Consider the following 20,739-nt stretch of genomic DNA (forward strand, 5'->3'; position numbering starts at 1 on the left):
AATGGCCTTCCGGACATACCCGTCTCTAAGTCAAGGTGGGTACGGGAGCCAGATCGCTAGAACGCGTCGAAATCCAGCCTCTCAAACCATAATTCGCAGGCGCTCGCAATGCAGTAGTACGGCCGAAAGCCATGCGCGTGCGATGAAGCTGCCGCTTGCGAATTTTCCCGCAAAATCAAGCGAAAGTCGCCGAAACAACGCCGCGCACTGTTGACAGGGGGATTACCGGATGTAGGCACAGACCGGATAGCCCGCAGGAACCTGATTCGCTGCGGGCTGCCCCAATCCGGCGCAGGAATGGCTTCAAGATCGCCTTCAAGACGCCCTATTGCGGTATCAGTCGACTGATGCGTGCTACCCGGCGGCCCTCCACGGCCGGACCGACCGAACAATCAAAGGATCGACCCCGGATGGGCGCTTCGAAAATTCAGGCAGGACGAAAGGCCGGCTGGCTCGGCGGCCTGCTGATTCTGGCCCTTTCTCTCGGCCTGACCCAGCCGGCGAACGCGCAGGGCGCGGTGCGCTCCGTCCATGGCGACTGGCAGATCCGCTGCGACACCCCGCCGGGCGCCCAGGCCGAGCAATGCGCGCTGATCCAGAGCGTGGTAGCCGAAGACCGTTCCAATGCCGGCCTGACCGTGATCGTGCTGAAGACCGCCGACCAGAAGAGTCGCCTGATGCGCGTGGTCGCCCCGCTCGGGGTGCTGCTGCCCTCCGGCCTCGGCCTGAAGCTCGACAACCAGGACGTCGGCCGCGCCGGCTTTGTCAGGTGCCTGCCCAACGGCTGCGTCGCCGAGGTCGTGATGGACGACAAGCTGCTCGGCCAGCTCAAGAACGCCAAGACCGCGACGTTCATCATCTTCGAGACCCCGGAAGAAGGCATCGGGTTCCCGCTGAGCTTGAATGGGCTCGCGGAGGGCTATGACAAATTGCCCTAGGCCAGCTGCAACGCGCCATTACTGCGTAGCACCACCCGCATAATAATCGAACAGCGCGCCCGCCTCGGCGGATAGCCAGTCCGCTTCTCCCGTCATGTAGCCCTCGACCTGTCCGGTGACGCCGATCAAGAACGAGATCGGCATGCCATAGAGCGCGAACGGCGTGTCGAGCTCGGCAGCGTCGACGCGCGAGACGAGGCCGCCGGGATCGAAGCCGATCGCGAGGCGGCGGAGTTTGAGGCCCTTGACGTAGGGCGACACCGACGCCCGGTTGCGATCGGTGCTGATGGCGACGACCGCAAGGTCGCCGCGGCCACTGGCGGCAAGGCGATCCAGCATCGGCAGTTCGGTCCGGCACGCCGCGCACCAGGTGGCCCAGAAGTTCACCAGCACCAGCCTGCCTTTGAATGCAGTGAGGTCGATCGCGCCGCCGGCGAGCGCCGGTATCGCCACCGGCGGCACCGGACGGGCGCCTCGAACCAGCGTGAACTGATGCCGGATGGTGCCGAATGGCGGCGGTCCCGCTGCCGCGCGCGCCCGTGCTGCCGGCATCGCGAGCGAGGCGCCGGCGCCGATCATGCCGGCGACGACGGCGCGGCGGGTGGGCACGCAAACTGACGTCATGTTGGAGTTCTCCGCTCGGGTTTGTTCGCTCAGGACCGGATGTAGGACCAGCCGGCTTCCTGCAATTCGATGATGCGTCCGGGCCCGTTCGGTACCAGACCGACATTGTCGAGCAGGACCAGCGGATGTCCCTCGGCACGCTCCATGCCGAGCTTGGTGGCTTCGCAGACCACGAAACGGATGTCCGGCGTGAGCCCCCGCACCACCCACAACAAATCCTTCACCGGCGAGGTGTCGGCGCGCAGCATGTGGACGCCGGCATTGTAGGCGACGACTTCGATCTCGAACGGCTCGTTGCGCTCCCGATAATATTTCGGAAGATTGAGCGCGGTCGAGATCAGCGCCCGCATCGTGGTCGGGTCATCGCTGTTGATCGGCAGCACCACATGGTGCACGCGCGGCTCCGCCTTCTTCGCTTCCGGCCTGGAGACCGCCGCGACCGAACCTGTGAGCAGCAATGTCACGGCGAACGGCACCGCGAAGGCCAGCGCAAGCCCGGCGGCCAGCGTCAGGATGCGGCGAGAGACGCGCATCGCGGCCTGCTCACGGCAAGCTCGCGAGCAAACCGAATTGGCTGCGCTTGGCGTAGGCGACGATCGCGCTCAACGTCAGCAGCACCAGGGCGGGCACCGGCGAGCCACCAATGAGGAACAGATGCGTGATGGTGGCGCCGATCATGACGCAGCTCAGCAGCAGGCCGCCGAAAGCTACGACCGGGGGCACCAGGATCAGGACCGCGCCGAGCAGCTCCAGCGATCCGGTGAAATAGCGGAACCACTGGCCGAGCCCGATATGCTCGAATTCCGCGACCAGCATCGGCACGCCGTAGAGCTTGGCGGCGCCGGCGGTGGCGAAGGCCAGCGCAAGCAATCCCCTGACGACCCACAGGGTGGCGGAATTCCAGCGCGACGGCGCGGCGGCAACGGCAACTGACATGGATGACTCCCCAAATGACCCCGCGGGCCACCCGCCCATTCGGCGAGCGGCCCGCGGCTTTCGACACACCAAATTCGGGAGTAAGATGAAAAGAACAAGTAGGATGCTTTTTGTGAGGTAGTATGAAAAAACTGACTATTGAGCCCGCCGAGCCTCCGGCGGCATCCGAACCATGCAACGGCGACCTGTCGGCGCAATTTCATCGGGCGCTGTCGGTGCTGGCCGGGAAATGGAAGGGCGACATCCTCTGGCAACTGGTCGAGCGCAAGCGCCGGTTCGGCGAATTGCGGCAGGCGATCCCCGGCGTGACCCAGCACATGCTGACGACCCAGCTGCGCGATCTCGAGGCCAACGGCCTGGTCAAGCGCACGGTCTATCCCGAGGTGCCGCCGCGGGTTGAGTATGAGATGACGCCGTCCGCCAAGGCGCTCAAACCGGTATTCGACGAGCTGTACCGGTGGGCGCAGGAGCATGGTTTTCCGACCTCGGCGCAGGGCGCGGCCGTCGGCGCGCAGCCGAAGCCGGCACCGCAATCGAGCGAGGCCGACCAGCCGGAAAGCCAGCCGCGCAAGGCGGACTGGCGCACGGGGTGATGACGACAAGATGAGAATCCCGGGAGGCGGCCGTGATCGGTCGCATGGCCGCAGGCACTCCCGGTTTGCCGCCCCCAACACTATGTTGAGCGATCGCCGTCCAGGCCTGAACCGGGACCGGCACAGGTTTCCGGGTTGTAAGGTGAGTTTTGCGCTCGTCTCTGCTTCAATGCCCGAAAGTCCTGCTGCGGGTTCCGCACTGGCAATCAGCTGCGCTTCAGGCAAGGATGACAAGGAATCGTCAGGAATCGCATTGCGTCGGAGTGACCATGACCAATCCCGCCACTACCTCCCTGCTCGACCGCGCCAATCTGGACCGCGATGCCGTCCGCCGCGAGGTGTCCCGCGGACTTGAAGGCGCCGACGACGGCGAGCTGTTTCTGGAGTTCGGGCAGACCGAGGCGCTGGTGTTCGACAATGGAAGGCTGAAGCAGGCGACCTATGACACCTCGCAAGGCTTCGGCCTGCGCGCCGTCAAGGACGACGCGGTCGGCTATGCGCATTCCTCCGACGTCTCGATCCCGGCGCTGATCCGGGCGGCGGATGCGGTGGCCGCAGTGCGCGGCGGCTATGCCGGGACTTTCGCCGCGGCACCGGCCCACACCAATGTCAGGCTCTATGGCGACGAGAACCCGCTGGACGGTCCGGCGTTCGAAGCAAAAGTGAAACTGCTCGGCGAGATCGATGCCTATGTCCGGGACAAGGACCCGCGGGTACGGCAAGTCTCGGCCAGCCTCACCGCGACCTGGCAGGTGGTGGAGATCCTGCGGCCCGATGGCGAGAGCTATCGCGACATCCGCCCGCTGGTGCGCGTCAACATTTCCGTGGTCGCCGGCCAGGGCGACCGGCAGGAGAGCGGCAGCAAGGGCTATGGCGGCCGCGAGGGCTATGCGCGCTTCATCGAGACCAAGGCCTGGCGCGATGCCGCCGACGGCGCATTGCGCGAGGCGCTGGTCAATCTCGAATCGGTGCCGGCGCCCGCCGGTGAGATGGACGTCGTGCTCGGGGCCGGCTGGCCCGGCGTGATGCTGCATGAAGCCGTCGGCCACGGGCTCGAGGGCGATTTCAACCGCAAGCAGACCTCCGCTTTCGCCGGCCTGATGGGGCAGCAGGTCGCGGCCAAGGGCGTCACCGTGGTCGATGACGGCACCATGGCGTCGCGCCGCGGCTCGCTCTCGATCGACGACGAAGGCACCCCGACCAAACGCACCGTGCTGATCGAGGACGGCGTTCTGGTCGGCTACATGCAGGACCGCCAGAATGCGCGGCTAATGGGCATGAAGCCGACCGGTAACGGCCGCCGGCAAAGCTATGCCCATGTGCCGATGCCGCGCATGACCAACACCTACATGCTGTCGGGCGACCGCGACCCGGCCGAGATCATCGCCTCGGTGAAGAACGGCATGTACGCCGCCAATTTCGGCGGCGGCCAGGTCGACATCACTTCGGGCAAGTACGTGTTCCAGTGCACCGAGGCCTACAAGATCGAGAACGGCAAGCTCGGCGCGCCGTTGAAGGGCGCCATGCTGATCGGCAATGGGCCGACCGATCTCCACAGGATCACCATGATCGGCAACGATCTTGCGCTCGATACGGGAATCGGTACCTGCGGCAAGAACGGCCAGGGCGTGCCGGTCGGCGTCGGTCAGCCGACGCTCAGGATGGAACGGATTACGGTCGGAGGAACGGGCTAGTGAGCAGCGGAAACGAAGTCGTGGCGGCCAAGCCGACCAGCTGGCGCGGGCAGGCCGTGCAACTGGCCGCGATCGTGGCCGTCGTGTTCCTCGCCAAGGGCGCGATCGCCGAGCCGTTCTACGTGCCGTCGGGCTCGATGGAACCGACGCTGCTGATCGGCGACGCGCTGGTCGCCTCGAAGTTCCCCTATGGCTACGGCGCGGCGTCGCTGCCGATCCAGATCACGCTGCCGGAGACCGGCCGCGTGTTCGGCGAGACGCCGAAGCGCGGCGACGTCGTCGTGTTCCGCTGGCCGGGCGACCGCTCGCAGGCCTGGGTCAAGCGCGTGGTCGGGCTGCCCGGCGATCGCATCCAGATGCGGCAGGGCCAGCTCTTCATCAATGATCATCCGGCGGCCTTGAAGCCCGACGGCACCGGCTTCGCCGAAGACGATCGCGGCGGCGGCGAGGATGCGAATCGTTATGTCGAGACGCTGCCGAACGGCGTCAGCCATGCGATCTTCAAGATTCGCGACAACGGCCGGCTCGACAACACGCCCGAGGTGACGGTGCCGCCGGGCAATCTGTTCGTGCTCGGCGACAACCGGGACAACTCCGCCGATAGCCGCGTGCCGGTGCGCGACGGCGGCGTCGGCCTGTTGCCGATCGACAATCTGATCGGCCGCGCCGATGCGGTGGTCGGTTCCTGGGACATGGGCATCCGCAGCCAGCCGGTCTGGACCTGGCTCTCCGGCTTCCGCCTCGCGCGCTTCTTCACCTCGGTGCAGTGAGCTTGCCAACGTGACCTTCGACGACGTCAGAACCCTGGTGCTGGCGTGGCCGGAGGTCGAGGACGGCTCTTCCTACGGCACACCGGCGCTGAAGGTGCGCAAGAAGATGCTGGTGCGGCTCAAGGAAGATGGCGATAGCCTGGTGATGCCCGGCGTGCCGCCGGATGAGCGCGACATGCTGGTCGAGAGCCAGCCGAAGGTGTTCTACTTCACCGATCACTACCGCGATTATCCGACCGTGCTGATCCGCCTGTCGAAGGCCAAGTGCGCGACCGTCGAGCCGTTGCTGCGCCGCCACTGGCGCACGCTGGCATCGAAGAAAGCGGTCAGGGATCACGACGCGACCGTCTCGTCGTGACACAAGACGAATTCCTCACAGCTGCGCTGCGCAACCCGGCCAATCAAGCGATCACAGACGAGCTGTATCGCCTTGCCCTGCCCGATGCGTGGCTGGTGTCGGGCTGCCTGGTGCAGACCGTGTGGAATGTGCTGACCGGCCGGCGGATCGATCACGGCATCAGCGACTACGACATCTTCTATTTCGATCCGGATACCTCATGGGAGGCCGAGGACGCCGTGATCTGCGACCTCAAGGCGCAGCTCGATCATCTCGGGGTTGCGATCGAGGCGCGTAACCAGGCCCGCGTCCATCTCTGGTATCCCGGCAAGCACGGCCTGCCCTACCCCGCGCTGTCGCGCTCGAGCGAAGGCATCGATCGCTTCCTCACCGCGACCACGCAGATCGGCATCCGCCGCAGTGCGAACGGTTACGACGTCTATGCGCCGAACGGCTTCGACGATGTCGCCGGCATGATCGTGCGGCCAAACAAGACTGCGAATTTTTCCACGGTGAACTATGCGACGAAGGCGGCGCGGTGGAAGACGCTGTGGCCGGAGCTCACGGTGCTGGCGGCGGAGTAGCCCGTCGTCCTTGCGAAAGCAGGGACGACAGATGTATGCCTAGAGGCCGATGATCAAGCTCAGGCTTGCCAGGAAAATCACGACAACGCCAAGCAAGACGGCCAGCAGGAACCAGTACCGGTCAAACATCGACGTCTCCAAAGCAGTTCTCCCAGTTTGTTGATCGGTATCAGCGGACAGCAGCGAGATGCATGTCGCCCAACGTCGTCGGCAGGCTGCGCGTAATCAGGTCGACGATCGCCCGGTGCAGGCCGTCATCGTTGCCATCGCCCGAGCTGATCGGAAAACTCCCGTCGACCGGCCGGCTCGGACCGGCGAGCGGGACATTTCCCGCATTACCCAGCGGCTGGGCCGCCTTCTTGTCGATGACGTCAAACGTCTTGCCGTCGATCACCCTGATTTCGTAGAGCGCATAGATCTGGCTGTAGGACTCCGTCACCGTCTGGTAGGTGATGAAGCCGACGCCTTCGACCTTTCGGTGGCCGCCACCGTAGGCCGCCTGCGCCTTGGTGATGACGATATACGCATCGAGCCCTTGCGGGGACACCTCGGTCCGGACCAGTTGCTTGAACGGATCGCCGCGAACAAGGTTGGCGGGCGTGAACACGGAATCCTTGACGGTGGCAAAGGCCGAACGGCTGTAGGTGACCGGCTGCACCTGGAAGCGGCCGCCCAGCGCCGCCGTCGCCTGCTGGACGATCAGATCATCAAGGCCCCACGGCTCGATTGGGAAGCTCTTGCTGCCGTTGTCCAGACCCGTGAGCCCTCCCTTGGAGACGGTCACGCGATCGCCGACCGCCGAAATGATGCCGACGGTCTTGACCGCCTGCAGCTTGCTTTCGCTGGTCGCAAACGTCGCGCAACCGGCCACATTTGCGGCGACAAGAACGACCGCCACGAAGCTCGCACATCGACCGCTGCGGCGCATGGGCTCTCATTGAACCTTGACGTCGAATGAATAGGAGGCGCCGACGCCGAATGTGGTCTGATTTGGCGAGCCGCGGACCGTCACGATCGGGCTCTTCGCGGCATCGCCGAGCAATCGATCATATTCGACATAGGAGTGGACCTCCCACTTCGGATTGATCCGATACGACAGCTGCGCGCCGACACCGGCGGAAACCGCCCCGCCCTTGGCGTCAAACACCGGCAGCCCGGTCGCCATCGCATGCACGGTATCGATGCTGAAATAGGGCGAGACCGCCTTCGCGCTCTCCAAGGTGAAGCGTGGTCCGGCGGAAATGGTGAGGCCGCCAAACACCGGCACGATGAAGTCCGCCGAGAAGTCGGAAACGATGCCGTGGTGCCCGCCGAGGCCCTGACGCGTCTCGTTGCGGACACGAAACCAGTCGACCGGAAAGTATTCGACGAATCCGCCGAGCTCGAAGGCCGCGTTGACGTCGGCAAGACCGCTGAGCTCGGGGTACCTGCTCGCCTTTCGCGACGTCACGAACTTGCCGACGGGGCCGGCCCGAAAATCACCGAAGTCGACGATCGCGATGCTCGCATTGTCACGCGGGCTGCGAAACTGGTCGACGGTGCCGGCGCGACGGATTGCGAAAATCGGGACCGGGATGAATTTGGTGTGGTTCGTACCCTCGAAATCCGGTTTGGACGCCCCGCTCGCGCCAATCATCACAGTCCAGTTGCCCGAGACCGAGGACAGGAAAGGGACTGAAAAAGGCGGAGCCGGCAACGTGAACGCGGTTTGAGCGGCAGCCCGACCGGGAAAGGCCGCGACAACGCCAAATGCGGCAGGAAGAGCAGCAACGACGGCACGACGCGCGGTCTTCGCCGCACAAGAACGGAACAACTCTCGCATGGCGGAATGCTCAAAACCTCTGACCTGGGCCTTGTGGGAAGCGTTGTCGTATGGTCGCGGGTAGGTGGCCTGTGAACATTGCCCGAAGATTGCCGCGCCGCGAGCGTCCGCGCAGCGTGAAAAGATTCGTGGCTTGCCTTGCCAAAGCCGCCTGCCGATAAGTGCTGCGAGCGCTGAACCATCGCCGGCGCGATGCCGACACAATCACCTGCAAGATCATCGACCGAACATGCGAGGCAAGGCTTGTGCGCTTTCTCGTGATCGAAGACGAACCGCAAATCGCCGCCTATCTCGACCGGCTGCTCGGGCAGCTCGGCGGCGTCATCGACATCGTCGAGTCCGTTGCGGATGCGAGGCATGCGCTCGGCAGTTTCAACTACGATCTGGCGATCGTCGACCGCATGCTGCCCGACGGCGATGCGCTCAATATCGTCACGACGCTGAGCCGGCTGCCGGAGAGGCCGGCTATCATCATGCTGACCGCCAAGGACGCCAAGGAAGACGTGATCGACGGGCTGAACGGCGGCGCCGACGACTATCTGGGCAAGCCCTTCGAGCCGCAGGAGTTCATCGCGAGAGCGCGGGCCGTGCTGCGGCGGCCCCGCGTATCCGTGCCGTCACTGCTTGCGTTCGGCAATGTCGAACTGAAGATCGGCACCAACGAGGCGACCGTCGCCGGTCACGCAGTCCTGCTCCGGCGCCGCGAGGCCTTGATCCTCGAGGCGCTCTTGATGCGACGCGACCGCGTCATCGCCCGCGAGGCGCTGATCGAGGCCATCTACGGATTCGACGACGAGATCGAATCCAACACCCTCGAGTCGCAAGTGTCTCGGCTTCGCAAGAGACTGTCCGAACTTGGCAGCAACGTCGAGATCCGCAGCATGCGGGGCATCGGCTACATTCTCAGGATGGCAAACATCCGATGACGTCGATCGCGCGGACATTGACGCTCTCGCTGGGGACGGCCGCCGCCGTGATTTTCTTCGGCGCGCTCGGCCTCGTCTTCTGGCTGTTCATCGCGCAGGAGCCCGAACGCAGCGGCTGCTTTGCGGCCGCCTACGTTCTTGGTCGCGCCACCGACATCAACCCCGGCGACAGGCTCACAGTGCGCCCCACCGCCCGATTGGAAGAGCTGAAATCCCAAAGCCCGGAGCTGTGGTACGTCGTGGCTTACGGCGATGTGACAAGCGAGTTCGGACGCGAACGCAGGCCACAGCTGCCGGTTTCGCTGCCCTTTATCGGACCGAGCGGCCTTTCCATGCTCAAGTCGCTCGACCAGAAGAGCTCGTTCTGCATGGTCGTCATGCACACCGGCCACGTCCCCGAACTCGTGATGATGATCGGAAACGCCCACGTCCGCCCTGACCAGATCGCGATGTGGTTCATCCTGAAAAATCTGTTGGAGATTTCCCTCTACGCGGCGGGGTACGTATTGATCGTGGCGATCGGCGTGTTCCTCGCCGTGCGCTCCGTTGCGCGCAGCATCGAACGGGTGACGAAGCTCGCGCTCGCGATCGATCCGGCCGCACCGCAGGGATCGATTTCGCTCGATCGGGTCCCCGCAGAACTGAAGCCGCTGGCCACAGCGCTGAACCGCGCGTTTGATGAAATCCACGCCTACATCCGGACGCAGCGCCGGTTCCTGGGCAATGCCGCCCATCAGCTCCGCACTCCCCTGACATTGTTGCGCGCCAGGGTCGAGGACGTGGCCGATCCCGCCTTGCGGGTGGAGCTGATTCACGATGTCCGCCGGCTGACATCGCTCGTTTCGGCCATGCTGGACCTGGCGCGGCTGCAAAACGGGACGCTCGAAAAGCGGCCGATCGACCTTGCGACCGTGACCCGCGACGTGCTGGCAGATTTCAGCCCCTCGGCTTTGGACGCCGGGATCGAACTCTCGCTGGAACACAGCGACGAACCGGCCACCATGGTGCAGGGCGTCGAAGCTGCTGTCAGGAGCGCGCTGGCCAACCTGGTCGGCAACGCGCTGATTCACGCCCGCGGCGCCCGATGCATCAAGGCCAGCCTGAGCCGCGGCCGCGTATCGATCAGCGACGACGGCGCCGGGCTCTCTCCGGGCTCGGAGCGCAAGCTGATCGAGCCATTCCAGACCGGCGGCACGGCCAGGAACAGTGCCGGCCTCGGCCTGTCGATCGTGCAGGAGATCATGGCCTCGCATGGCGGCGAGCTCGTGATTGCGTCGAACCGTGGACAGGGAATGACCGCTTGCCTTCGCTTTCCGGAGGCCGCGTCGGCCGTGCCAATTCAGCGCGCGGCCGAGGTAGGCTGAGGGCGCGGCCGCGGGTTCGCTGATCACCTTTGCCGATGCGCGGTGACGCTACCGCACCACGCCTGACGTGAACCCCGCCTTGCGGCGTGGCGGCTTGATCTCTTTCTTCAGGAAGCAATGCGCGTCGCGGCCGGCATAGCCGGGCCGGGCGTAGGTCCAGGCGCGGCACTTGTTATCGGCGGTGCAGGCAGCCTGGCAGGCTTCGTCTCCGTCGCTGCTCTTCAATTCGAAATTCTTGTAGTCGCCGCCGAGGCGGTCGATCGAAGTTTCGATGGCGCCGTTGCGCGGTTCGACCACGCCCGCACCACGCACCCCGGAGACGCAGCAAACGTCGTGCACCCGCGCCGGCACGGTGTTCTTCAGCCAGCACACCGCGCCGTTATTGGCGTCGGTCGGATAGTTGAAGCTCCAGGCGCGGCAGCGGCGGTCGCGCTCGCAGGTGAGCGCGCAATCGGCGGGATCGCCTGACGTCACCGGCGCATTCACGTAGTCGCCGCCGGGACGGTCGAAATTGGTCTGCGCCAATGCCGGGCGTGCGACGAAAGCGGCCGCAAGAACCGCGAACATCACCATCCACGCCCTAAAGAGGCGACCTATCCCCATGACATTGCTTTCAAATTCGCACAGCCCCGCGCACTCCGCGGGGTGTCATTTGAACGCCATGAACCTGTACGGCTGATGAACGGCGGGTGCGACACCACCGCCGTCCGCGCGCGTTCCGGGCCCGGATCAGAGGCTGACGATGATCGGGGCGGCGGTTGCGCGCACGATCTGGATGCGGGTTGAAGCAGATTGAGTCTTTGCGATTTCGTTTCGGCGGAATGACGCCGACACGTCGAAATCCACGCGTTTGACCGAAGCGAGCCGTTCGATTGATCACTCAGAAATCATGAGAGCCGTCGTTCACCTGCAGCGACTTCAAACGGACGCCTCGGTCGGTTCTGACATCGTTACGCGGTTCTTTACGCTGGGCCGCTCCTGCATCCTTGCGTACCAGGCCTGAAGTGCCTCGCACTCCGCTGGCACCGGCAACTTTACGAGCCCCGCAAAGATCAAACCGCCTATGACCGTGATGTCGGCCATCGAGAAGGCCTCACCGGCGACAAACGGCTGTCTTTTCAAAATGCTGTCGAAGTAGTGCATACCCCTTAGGGCTTTGTCGCGCTGACGGAACCCCCATTCGGCGTTCTGGTAGATCTCGACCTGAGGCCCAAGTCCCGGCGTGGCATGATGAAAATAAACACTGATGGCGTCGAGTAACTCCAACTCGGCGCGCTTGCTCATCATGTGGATCAAGCCCTTCTCGCGCGGTGACCTGCCGGTGAGTGCGGGAGCGCCATCAAGCGCGTCAAGGTATTCGGTAATGGCCGTGCACTCGGCGAGGAGGGTCCCGTCATCGAGTTCGAGCACCGGCAGCGTGCCTGAGTAGTTCTTGGCGAGGAACTCGGGCTTCTTGTGCTCGCCTTTCCAGAGATCGACCGACACAAACTGGACTAGCGATCGGAGGTTCTTCTCGGCCAAAGCGATACGGACGCGGGCCGGATATGGGCCGGTGGCCCAATCGTAAATCTTCATTGTCACTTCCTTTGCCTACCTAACGATTGGTAGGAGCAATATGAGTTACAGTTTGGGCTGTCAATGCCTATCTGTCACTTGGTAGGTAACTGGAGGCGAAGCAGCAGTGGTGAGGCCGTGAAATGATTGCAAACTCAAGGGAAGCCATCCTCGCGGCCGCCAAGCGGATCGCGCAGGCGCATGGCTACAGCGGCTTGAATTTCCGCAATCTCGCGGACGATGTGGGCATCAAGGCCGCGAGCATCTACCATCATTTCCCGAGCAAGGCCGATCTCGGCGCAGCGGTAGCGAGACGCTATTGGGAGGACACCGCGGCTAATCTCGAATCCATGTTGGCCGAGACTTCGGATCCGGTCAGCTGCCTGGGTCGATATCCCGATGTTTTCCGCAAAGCGCTCGAGAGCGATAATCGCATGTGCCTCTGCAGCTTCATGGCTGCCGAATATGACGACCTTCCGGAAGCGGTGAGGCAGGAGGTCCAAACCTTTGCCGACGTCAATGTGGCGTGGCTGAGCAAGGTTCTGTCCGCTGCGGCCGTGGTCAGTTCCGACGAAAGCGAAGGGCGGGCACGCGCCATTTTCTCCGCGATCGCGGGCGCTCAGCTGATTGCGAGGAGCCGCTCGGATGTGTCGCTCTACGACGCGTTGATCGATAGCTATCGCTTGGCGGGCCTCCTACCGGCATAGGTGGCGCAATGTTCGATCGCCGACGCGCGGCACGGGAAGCCCAGCGATTGGCGACCTCCTGCTTCAGCCGGCGCTGAAGCCGCGGGCAAGGGGAATGCGTAAGCGCGAGCATTCGCTTACGGGGCGACATCAATCAGCATCAAACGACCGGGATGGTGGTTTTCGGACGTGCCGCGAAGATCGGCTTGCGTCCGCAATGCGCATCAACGCGAACGTCATTCGACCAATCTGGATTGAGGTTTGCGTCTTAGAAGGCGTACTCCTGATAGACCGGCTCCACCGAGCCCTTCCAGGGTCCGCTGAACTTCTCCAGCATCTCCTCCGCCGGCGAGCGGCCGGTCTCGATGATGCGCTCGAGCGGTTCGAGGAAGCGGCTCTCGTCGCGTCCGAGATGGTCGATCCGGCCGCGCCGCCGCAATCCGGCGTGCGACAGGATCAGGCACTCCTTGGCGATCTCGAACAGATAGCGGTCCTTGATCCGCGACTTGAAGCCGAAACGCGGCACGTCGTCGCGCAGCGCCTGCCGCTCCGGCGCGGTCCAGTGCCGGACGATGTCCCAGGCGGCGTCGAGGCTGTCATTGTCGTAGAGCAGTCCGACCCAGAACGCCGGCAGCGCCGGCAGCCGGCCCCACGGCACGCCGTCGGCGCCGCGCATTTCGAGGTAACGCTTCAGCCGCACCTCGGGGAAGATCGTCGAGAGATGATTGGCCCAGTCCGACAAGGTCGGGCGCTCGCCGGGGAGGATCTTGTTCTTGCCGGCGAAGAAATCGCGGAACGACGATCCGGAGACGTCGATATATTCATCGCCGCGCTTGACGAAATACATCGGCACGTCGAGCGCGTAATCGACATAGCGCTCGTAGCCCATGCCGTCCTCGAACGCGAACGGGATCATGCCGCTTCGCGCATTGTCGGTGTCGCGCCAGATCTCGGAGCGGAACGACAGGAAGCCGTTGGGCTTGCCTTCGGTGAACGGCGAATTGGCGAACAAGGCGGTCGCGATCGGCTGCAGCGCCAGCGACACCCGCAGCTTCTTCACCATGTCGGCTTCGGAGGAGAAGTCGAGATTGGTCTGCACCGTGCAGGTCCGGAACATCATGTCGAGGCCGTATTTGCCGACCTTCGGCATGTAGTTTCGCATGATCTTGTAGCGCCCCTTGGGCATCACGGGGATCTGCTCGCGCGACCAGGACGGCGTCATGCCGAGGCCGAGGAAACCGATGCCGAGCGGGGTTGCGATCTCTCGCACCTGCGCCAGATGCGCCATCAATTCCGACTGGGTCTGATGCACGGTCTCGACCGGCGCGCCCGACAATTCGAACTGGCCGCCCGGCTCGAGCGAAATCGCGCCGCCGCCGGTGACGTCATAGAGCCCGATGATGTTGCCGCGCTCCATGATCGGCTCCCAGCCGAGCAGGAGCTTCATCCCTTCGAGCAGCGCACCGATGCCCTTCGCGCCTTCATAAGGCACGGGCTGATGGCCCTCGAGCGTGAACGGGGTCTTCTCGTGCTCGGTGCCGATCCGGAATTCGGACTCGGGCTTCACGCCGGCTTCAATCCACGCCACGAGTTCGTCGCGCGATTGCAGCGGCGTCATGTCGATCTGGTCACGCGCCATAGAAAATCCAACTCAAGGGCGCTTCGATCGAAGGCGCGCGGTGGCAGGGACATCCGCGGGCCACAACGGCCGCGGATGATGGGATCAGCAATATCATCGGGCAGGCACGCCGTCTCGTGCCGGCGCCGCCTTGGCATCGCTCTTTGCATCGACCTTGGCGTCGCCGCAGGAGCAGCCCAGACGGTCGAGCAGACCGCACAGCCTGGTCGCGTCGGCATCGGACAATTTCGAGCCGACATGCTTGTCGATCGCGGCCGAATAGGCGCTCCACATCTTCTTCTGGAGCTCGCGACCGGCCTCGGTGATCTCGACGAACTGGCCGCGCTTGTCGATCTTGCATTCGCGCCGGGCGGCAAGCCCCTCGTCGACCAGCTTGTCGATCAGCCGCGAGGTCGAATACTGCGGGATCAGCATCTGCCGCTCGAGCTCGACCGGACGCAGCTCGCCCGACGGCGCGCGCGACAGCTCGAGCAGGGCGTCATACCAGGCGAGCGGCGGAAAGCCGGCCTTCTTCAAATCCTGCTCGACGCAGTCCAGCACCCGGCTCGGCACCCGCATCAGGCGGATCCAGGCGGCCGTCGCCTCGCTCGATAGCTTGCGTTTCATCGTCTAGCCCATAAGGTCCCGGCACCCACCGTACCGCACTGAATGCATCTGCATCAATCTTGACTATTTCATGCAGGTGCATGTAGGCAATCCCTCTCCGGACGCCAAGAACAAGGGAAGGAATACCCCCATGAAGCTTTATTACACCCCCGGTGCCTGCTCCCTCTCCCCCCACATCGCCCTGCTCGAGGCCGGCCTGCCCTACGACCTGGTCAAGGTCGATCTGCGGGCCAAGAAGCTCGAAAACGGCGACGATTTCCTCGCTGTGAACCCCAAGGGCCAGGTGCCCGCGCTGGCGCTGGATACCGGCGAGATGGTCACCGAAGGGCCGATCATCATCCAGATGATCGCCGACAAGGCCGCCGACAAGAAGCTGGCGCCGGCCCGCGATTCCAACGAGCGCTACAAGCTGCTCGAATGGCTGAACTACATCACGACCGAGCTGCACAAGAACCTCGGCCCGATGTTCTCGCCGGTGCTGGCCGATGACGCCAAGGCCTTCTTCAAGGACCGCGCCATGGGCAAGTTCAAATATGTCGAGAGCCAGCTCGCCGGACGTGATTACCTGATGGGCAACCAGTTCACGGTCGCCGACGGTTACCTCTTCACCATGATCATGTGGGCGAGCGACCGGCTCGGCTTCGATCTGTCCGGCCTTCCGAATGTAATGGCCTACAAGGCCCGCGTCGCGGCGCGCCCGAAGGTGCAGGAAGCGCTGAAGAAGGAAGGCCTGCTGAAGGCGGCCTGAGCCCCGCGTTTCATCGCCGGCCTCGCGCAACGACGGGGCCGGCGACCGCTTTGCCGACAATTTTCGGCAGATTGTCGCGTCCGTTCTTACGCGATGTTCTCCACGACTGCGCAGGCCCGGAAACCCCGAGCGCGATCAGCTGGTTGAGAGACCACTCACTCAACTTGGCGTGGAGATGCGCATGAGTACCATTGATCGCGACGCCTACCGTGACCAGTACGTCGCCATGGGCGGCATGGTCGGCGACAGTGCCGCCACAACGTCCGCTTCCGGCGCAACGGGTCAGCCTGCCGGTTCGGATACGGCTCCGCCGCAAGGCGATACGTCGCCGACTCCTCCTCAACAGAGCACAACCCCGACGGGATCCCAGGCGTCCGGCGGCAACGGCGGCTCGGACACCGGAAGTGGTGCAGGTGGCGCGGATACCGGCGGTGGCACCTCGACGTCGCCCGGCCACCCCGGATTGCCGGGATTGGCCGGCGTCCTCGGCGGCGATGGCAGCCTGAACGTTGCGGGCAGCGAAGGCATCTTGCAGCCGGCGCTCACCGCCGTGAACGGCGCGGTCAACGACGTCAACACCGGCGTCCTGGAGCCGGTCGGTCAGGCGACAGGGCTGAGCGATACCGTGCACGACGTGACCGGCCTCGCCGGAACGGTCGGATTGGGTGAGATCGGCGTGCCCACGCCCGCATCGGACGGCCATACCAACCTGCTGACCGACGTCCTCAACGCGCCCGGAACGCTGCTTAATGGCGGCGGCCTTGGCACGGTGCTGACGGAGGTCGGCAGCGATCTCAACGACATCGTCCACTCGGTGGATGGCGTCGTCGGCTCGCTGACCGGAGACAATGGCCTCGTCGGCTCGCTGCTCGGAAGTAGCGGGGTCGTCGGCTCCCTGCTCGGGAATACGGGGCTCGGCTCGCTGCTCGGCGGCACCGGTGCGACCAACCCGGTGACGGGTGTCGTCCATACGGTGGACGGTGTGGTCGGCTCGTTGCTTGGAGACGCAGGCGTCGGCTCCGTGCTCGGCAGCGGCACCGGCGCACTCGCTCCGGTCATCGACGTCGTCCATACCGTGGATGGCGTCGTCGGCTCCCTGCTCGGAGACGCGGGTGCCGGTTCTCTGCTCGGCGGCACTGCCGCGCTGAGCCCGGTGACGGGTCTGCTCGGCAATGTCCTGCACGATGTGGAGACGCTGCCACTGCTCGCCATCAATGGCGGCAACAACGCCGGTGATGGCGGGCTGCTGGGCGGACTGCTCGGCAATCTCGGTAGCTCCAACACTGGTCACCTCGCCGACGTCGATCTCGGCCCCACGCAGCCGAACGGGAATGCGATTGATCTGCTCGCGGCGCCGACATCAGGCGATCACCACACAGTGGAGGTGAATGCCGTCGACGTCGGCCAGAACGGGCCGCACCTGCTCGACCTCGGCGCGCTGACCGGCACCAGCGGGCTCAGCATTCCGAGCCTTGGCGGCACGGGGGCTGACGGCCTCGCCGGCAATCTGCTCGGAAACCTGGATCTCAGTCATGTGCTCGGCGGTAATATCGCCTCCGGCAATACCGCCAGCGCGCCAGTCTCCATTCCGGTCGACGTCGATGCCGTCCTGCACGACCTGGGGCCATTGGCCACCGATCACGGCATCCTCAATAACCACGGCACACACATCCTGTGACGTCGTAACACCCGGCGGAAGCGCGGAGATCGCCGCGCTTCCGCAACTTCCTCACCAATCGATTTGGGCATCACGGCTGGAACATCCGCGAGGGCGAGGTGATCGGTCAGGTCAAGAGGCTTTCGGCTCTGCCGGCGGAGATCCGGAACGCGGCGCTGGCGCTGCGCGGCGCGCTGATCGCGACGGCGATCGCGAGCGGACTGGTCAATCTGCTGATGCTGGTCGCGCCGCTGTTCATGTTGCAGACCTACGACCGCGTGCTGCCGAGCCGCAGCATAGCAACCCTGATCGGCCTGCTGGCGATCGCGCTGGTCCTGCTCATGGTGCGGGCTGGCGTCGACATGCTGCGCAGCCGGCTGCTGGCGCGCATCGCCGAAATCTTCGACGAAACCATGCGCGACGCGGTGTTCGACAGCGTCCAGCACGCCGCGCTCGATCAGCCGGGCAGTGACGGCTTGCAGGTCATGCGCGACCTCGACACGATACGGGGCTTCGTCGCCGGCAGCGGACTGATCGCAATCTGCGACCTGCCATGGACACCGCTCTACATCGTCGTTTGCACCCTGTTTCATCCGCTGATGGGACTGGCGGTGGCCGGCGGTGCCGTTGCACTGGCGCTGATCACGGTCGGGGCCGAGATGTTCACCCGCGCACCGACCCGCTCGCTGGTCACGCTGGCGTCGTCGCGGCGGCAGATGGCGGAGACCGCGTTCCACCACGCCCCGGTCGTGCACGCCCTCGGCATGCAGCGGCGGATGGCCGAGCTGTGGTCGGAGCGCACGCAGGCCTATCTCGACGCGCAGCGCGTAACCTCCGATCTGACCGGCACATTCGGCAGCGCCTCGCGCTTCCTGCGCATGATCCTGCAATCCGGCGTGCTCGCGCTCGGCGCCTACCTCGTCATCAATCAGCAGGCGACTGCCGGCGTCATGCTGGCCGCCACGATCCTCTCGATCCGCGCCCTGGCGCCGATCGAGCTCGCGATCGCCAACTGGCGCAGTTTCATCACAGTCCGCGCAAGCTTTGGCCGGCTGATCGAAGCACTGACAGACATGCCCGCGCGACCGCCGGTCACTCCGTTGCCTGTTCCGAACAACGAGATCCGCGCCACCTCGCTCAGCCTGACCGCGCCCGGAACCAATGCCGTTGTGCTGCATGATGTGAGCTTTGCGCTGCGCGCCGGCAGCGCCGTCGCAGTGGTCGGCCCGAGCGGCTCCGGCAAATCGACCCTGGCGCGTGCTCTGGTCGGCGTCGGAACGCCGGCGCGCGGCGTGATCCGGATCGACGGCGCCACGCTCGCGCAATGGGATCAGATCGCGCTTGGCCGATCGATCGGCTACCTGCCGCAGGACGTCGCGCTGTTCCGCGGCACGGTGGCGCAGAACATCTCGCGGTTCGCCGCGGCTCCCGATTCCACACGGTTGATCGCAGCCGCGCGCGAGGCCGACGTGCACGAACTGATCCTGCGGCTGCCGGGCGGCTACGAGACCGAAGTGGGCGATGGCGGCCTGATGTTGTCGGGCGGCCAGCGACAGCGCATCGCGCTCGCCCGCGCGCTTTACGGTGATCCGTTCCTGGTCGTGCTCGACGAGCCGAACTCGAATCTCGACGCCGAGGGCGAACGCGCGCTGGTCCGCGCCATCGGCCGCGTCCGCAGCCGCGGCGGGATCGTGGTCGTGGTCGCGCATCGCCCCGCCGTGCTGCAGACGGTCGACCACATGCTGGTGCTCAACGAAGGACGCATGCATGCGTTCGGCACCACGGCATCCGTGTTGCCGTTGCTGGTGGCGAAGGCGCAACCGCTCGCGCCAACATCGGCCGCCCCCCAGGCTCCCATGCCAGCGCGCCGCAGGCGCAAGAAGCCGATGGAGCCTCGTCCCGATGCCTAGCGCACGACAATCGGTTCGGCATCACATTCTGGCGGTCGCCATCGCCGCGATATTCCTCGTCGCCAGCATCGGCTTGATGGGCGCCGCCACCAAGATGTCCGGCGCGATCATCTCGCAGGGATCGCTTGTCGTGGAATCCAGCGTCAAGAAGGTGCAGCATCCCTCCGGCGGCGTCGCCAAGCGGCTGCTGGTGGAAGACGGCGCCCACGTCGCCAGGGACGATCTGCTGATCCTGATGGATGAAACAGTGGCGCAGGCCAATCTCACCGCGGTGACCAAGAGCCTGTGGGAGCTCGAGGCGCGGCGGGCCCGGCTACAGGCCGAGCGCGACGGCGATGCCGAGATCGGCTTCCCCGACAGCATCGCATCGAGCGACGATCCGGCGGCGCAGGCCGTCGTCTCGGGCGAGCGCCGCTTTTTCCAGCTGCGCAAGGACGCCAATGAGGGGCAGAAGCAGCAGTTGCGGGAGCAGATCGCGCAGCTCAAGGAGCAGATCGGCGGCATGCAGGATCAGCTGAGTGCAAAGAAGCAGGAGGCAGACCTGATCGCCAACGAACTGACCGGCGTGCAGCAGCTCTGGGAGCAACGCCTGGTCTCGCTGTCGCGCCTCTCCGCGCTGCAGCGCGATTCGGCGCGGCTGCTCGGCGAACGCGGCCAACTCACCGCGTCGATCGCGCAGGCCAAGGGCAAGATCTCGGAAACCGAGCTGAAGATCCTGCAGGTCGATCAGGATTTCCGCTCCGGCGTCGCCAAGGAGCTCGCCGACATCCGCGCCAAATACGCCGATACGATCGAGAAACAGGTCACCGCGAGAGACCAGACCGAGAAGCTCGAGATCCGCGCGCCGCAGGCCGGCGTCGTGCACGATCTCACCATCCACACCCAGGGCGGCGTGATCGCGGCCGGCGAAACCATCATGACCATCGTGCCCGACCAGGACAATCTGATCGTGGAAACGCATGTTGCGCCGCAAGATATCGATCAGGTCAAGCTGGGCTCCTCGGCGGAGCTGCGCTTCACCAGTTTCAACCAGCGCACCACGCCGGAGATCGAGGGCGAGGTCAGCCGGATCGGCGCCGATGTGTCGCGCGACGACAAGACGGCTCCGACCTACTTCCTTGTGCGCATTGCGATTCCGCCGTCGGAACTGAACAAGCTCGCGTCCACGCATCTGCTGCCGGGCATGCCGGTCGAGGTCTTCATCCCGACCAGCGAACGGACGGTGCTGTCCTATCTGATGAAGCCGCTGGCCGACCAGGTGCACCGCGCCTTCAGGGAGAAATGAGCGGTGCAAAGCTTCGGCGCGCGCCGGAACAAATCAAATTTAGTCCGCATTGTTCCGATTAATAAT

Annotated in this window: 22 protein-coding genes; 13 read left to right on the forward strand and 9 right to left on the reverse strand. The window is 64.8% G+C overall.

What is annotated here, in order from left to right; all coding sequences use genetic code 11:
- Window positions 1-410: 410 nt before the first annotated feature.
- Window positions 411-938 (forward strand): invasion associated locus B family protein, encoded by a 528-nt coding sequence (locus CO675_RS35980; RefSeq protein ID WP_097676619.1) that lies wholly within the window; start codon window positions 411-413, stop codon window positions 936-938.
- 18 nt (window positions 939-956) lie between these two features.
- Here the strand turns inward: CO675_RS35980 and CO675_RS35985 are convergent, their stop codons facing one another.
- The 3 genes from CO675_RS35985 to CO675_RS35995 are packed head-to-tail and all read right to left on the reverse strand — an operon-like array spanning window position 957 to window position 2,498.
- On the reverse strand, window positions 957-1,562 hold the full coding sequence (locus CO675_RS35985; protein ID WP_245453062.1) for a TlpA family protein disulfide reductase: 606 nt from the start codon (window positions 1,560-1,562) through the stop codon (window positions 957-959).
- Between the two features lie 29 nt (window positions 1,563-1,591).
- Window positions 1,592-2,095, reverse strand: coding sequence for a DsrE family protein (locus tag CO675_RS35990; protein ID WP_097676620.1), 504 nt, complete (start codon window positions 2,093-2,095; stop codon window positions 1,592-1,594).
- A gap of 10 nt (window positions 2,096-2,105) precedes the next feature.
- On the reverse strand, window positions 2,106-2,498 hold the full coding sequence (locus tag CO675_RS35995; RefSeq protein WP_097676621.1) for a DoxX family protein: 393 nt from the start codon (window positions 2,496-2,498) through the stop codon (window positions 2,106-2,108).
- Between the two features lie 122 nt (window positions 2,499-2,620).
- On the opposite strand from CO675_RS35995, the gene CO675_RS36000 reads away from it, so the two are divergent.
- From CO675_RS36000 to CO675_RS36020, 5 genes are all read left to right on the forward strand, one after another.
- Window positions 2,621-3,091 (forward strand): winged helix-turn-helix transcriptional regulator, encoded by a 471-nt coding sequence (locus CO675_RS36000; protein WP_097676622.1) that lies wholly within the window; start codon window positions 2,621-2,623, stop codon window positions 3,089-3,091.
- A 269-nt stretch (window positions 3,092-3,360) separates the two neighbouring features.
- Window positions 3,361-4,785 carry a metalloprotease TldD gene (tldD, locus tag CO675_RS36005; RefSeq protein ID WP_097676623.1) on the forward strand — a complete coding sequence of 475 codons (1,425 nt, stop codon included), beginning with the start codon at window positions 3,361-3,363 and terminating at the stop codon, window positions 4,783-4,785.
- Window positions 4,785-5,555, forward strand: a complete 771-nt coding sequence (gene lepB, locus CO675_RS36010; protein ID WP_097676624.1) for a signal peptidase I — start codon at window positions 4,785-4,787, stop codon at window positions 5,553-5,555. The genes tldD and lepB overlap by 1 nt, the downstream gene beginning before the upstream one ends.
- Window positions 5,556-5,565: 10 nt before the next feature.
- Window positions 5,566-5,913, forward strand: a complete 348-nt coding sequence (locus CO675_RS36015) for an MmcQ/YjbR family DNA-binding protein (protein WP_097676625.1) — start codon at window positions 5,566-5,568, stop codon at window positions 5,911-5,913.
- Window positions 5,910-6,476: a nucleotidyltransferase family protein gene (locus tag CO675_RS36020; protein WP_097676626.1), complete on the forward strand. Its 567-nt coding sequence runs from the start codon at window positions 5,910-5,912 to the stop codon at window positions 6,474-6,476. The genes CO675_RS36015 and CO675_RS36020 overlap by 4 nt, the downstream gene beginning before the upstream one ends.
- A 169-nt stretch (window positions 6,477-6,645) precedes the next feature.
- On the opposite strand, the gene CO675_RS36025 is transcribed toward CO675_RS36020, so the two are convergent.
- A complete protein-coding gene (locus tag CO675_RS36025; RefSeq protein WP_245453063.1) occupies window positions 6,646-7,374 on the reverse strand; it encodes a hypothetical protein in 729 nt (242 codons plus the stop codon).
- Window positions 7,375-7,410: 36 nt separating this feature from the next.
- Window positions 7,411-8,112 carry a MipA/OmpV family protein gene (locus CO675_RS36030; protein ID WP_245453064.1) on the reverse strand — a complete coding sequence of 234 codons (702 nt, stop codon included), beginning with the start codon at window positions 8,110-8,112 and terminating at the stop codon, window positions 7,411-7,413.
- Window positions 8,113-8,555: 443 nt separating this feature from the next.
- Between CO675_RS36030 and CO675_RS36035 the strand changes: the two genes are divergently transcribed.
- The gene (locus CO675_RS36035) at window positions 8,556-9,224 is read left to right on the forward strand and encodes a response regulator transcription factor (protein WP_245453065.1); all 669 of its coding nucleotides are present in this window, start codon (window positions 8,556-8,558) and stop codon (window positions 9,222-9,224) included.
- Window positions 9,221-10,588 carry a sensor histidine kinase gene (locus CO675_RS36040; protein ID WP_097676629.1) on the forward strand — a complete coding sequence of 456 codons (1,368 nt, stop codon included), beginning with the start codon at window positions 9,221-9,223 and terminating at the stop codon, window positions 10,586-10,588. Before CO675_RS36035 ends, CO675_RS36040 begins: the two co-directional genes overlap by 4 nt.
- A 48-nt stretch (window positions 10,589-10,636) precedes the next feature.
- Here the strand turns inward: CO675_RS36040 and CO675_RS36045 are convergent, their stop codons facing one another.
- Window positions 10,637-11,191 (reverse strand): PAN domain-containing protein, encoded by a 555-nt coding sequence (locus CO675_RS36045; protein ID WP_198964865.1) that lies wholly within the window; start codon window positions 11,189-11,191, stop codon window positions 10,637-10,639.
- Between the two features lie 315 nt (window positions 11,192-11,506).
- Window positions 11,507-12,163: a glutathione S-transferase gene (locus CO675_RS36050; RefSeq protein WP_097676631.1), complete on the reverse strand. Its 657-nt coding sequence runs from the start codon at window positions 12,161-12,163 to the stop codon at window positions 11,507-11,509.
- Between the two features lie 122 nt (window positions 12,164-12,285).
- On the opposite strand from CO675_RS36050, the gene CO675_RS36055 reads away from it, so the two are divergent.
- Window positions 12,286-12,849, forward strand: coding sequence for a TetR/AcrR family transcriptional regulator (locus CO675_RS36055; RefSeq protein ID WP_097676632.1), 564 nt, complete (start codon window positions 12,286-12,288; stop codon window positions 12,847-12,849).
- A gap of 247 nt (window positions 12,850-13,096) precedes the next feature.
- On the opposite strand, the gene CO675_RS36060 is transcribed toward CO675_RS36055, so the two are convergent.
- Window positions 13,097-14,467, reverse strand: coding sequence for a glutamate--cysteine ligase (locus tag CO675_RS36060; protein WP_097676633.1), 1,371 nt, complete (start codon window positions 14,465-14,467; stop codon window positions 13,097-13,099).
- Window positions 14,468-14,560: 93 nt separating this feature from the next.
- Window positions 14,561-15,073, reverse strand: a complete 513-nt coding sequence (locus tag CO675_RS36065; protein WP_097676634.1) for a MarR family winged helix-turn-helix transcriptional regulator — start codon at window positions 15,071-15,073, stop codon at window positions 14,561-14,563.
- Window positions 15,074-15,203: 130 nt separating this feature from the next.
- Here CO675_RS36065 and gstA point away from each other — a divergent pair, with 130 nt between their 5' ends.
- The 4 genes from gstA (at window position 15,204) to CO675_RS36085 (ending at window position 20,673) form a co-directional block, all read left to right on the forward strand.
- Window positions 15,204-15,821 carry a glutathione transferase GstA gene (gstA, locus tag CO675_RS36070; RefSeq protein WP_097676635.1) on the forward strand — a complete coding sequence of 206 codons (618 nt, stop codon included), beginning with the start codon at window positions 15,204-15,206 and terminating at the stop codon, window positions 15,819-15,821.
- Window positions 15,822-16,002: 181 nt separating this feature from the next.
- Window positions 16,003-17,499, forward strand: a complete 1,497-nt coding sequence (locus CO675_RS36075) for a hypothetical protein (RefSeq protein ID WP_143279203.1) — start codon at window positions 16,003-16,005, stop codon at window positions 17,497-17,499.
- 98 nt (window positions 17,500-17,597) lie between these two features.
- Window positions 17,598-19,388 carry a type I secretion system permease/ATPase gene (locus CO675_RS36080; RefSeq protein WP_158231357.1) on the forward strand — a complete coding sequence of 597 codons (1,791 nt, stop codon included), beginning with the start codon at window positions 17,598-17,600 and terminating at the stop codon, window positions 19,386-19,388.
- A complete protein-coding gene (locus CO675_RS36085) occupies window positions 19,381-20,673 on the forward strand; it encodes an HlyD family type I secretion periplasmic adaptor subunit (RefSeq protein ID WP_097676638.1) in 1,293 nt (430 codons plus the stop codon). Before CO675_RS36080 ends, CO675_RS36085 begins: the two co-directional genes overlap by 8 nt.
- The last annotated feature ends 66 nt before the right edge of the window (window positions 20,674-20,739 follow it).

This window comes from Bradyrhizobium sp. C9 (genome assembly GCF_002532045.1).
GTDB lineage: Bacteria > Pseudomonadota > Alphaproteobacteria > Rhizobiales > Xanthobacteraceae > Bradyrhizobium.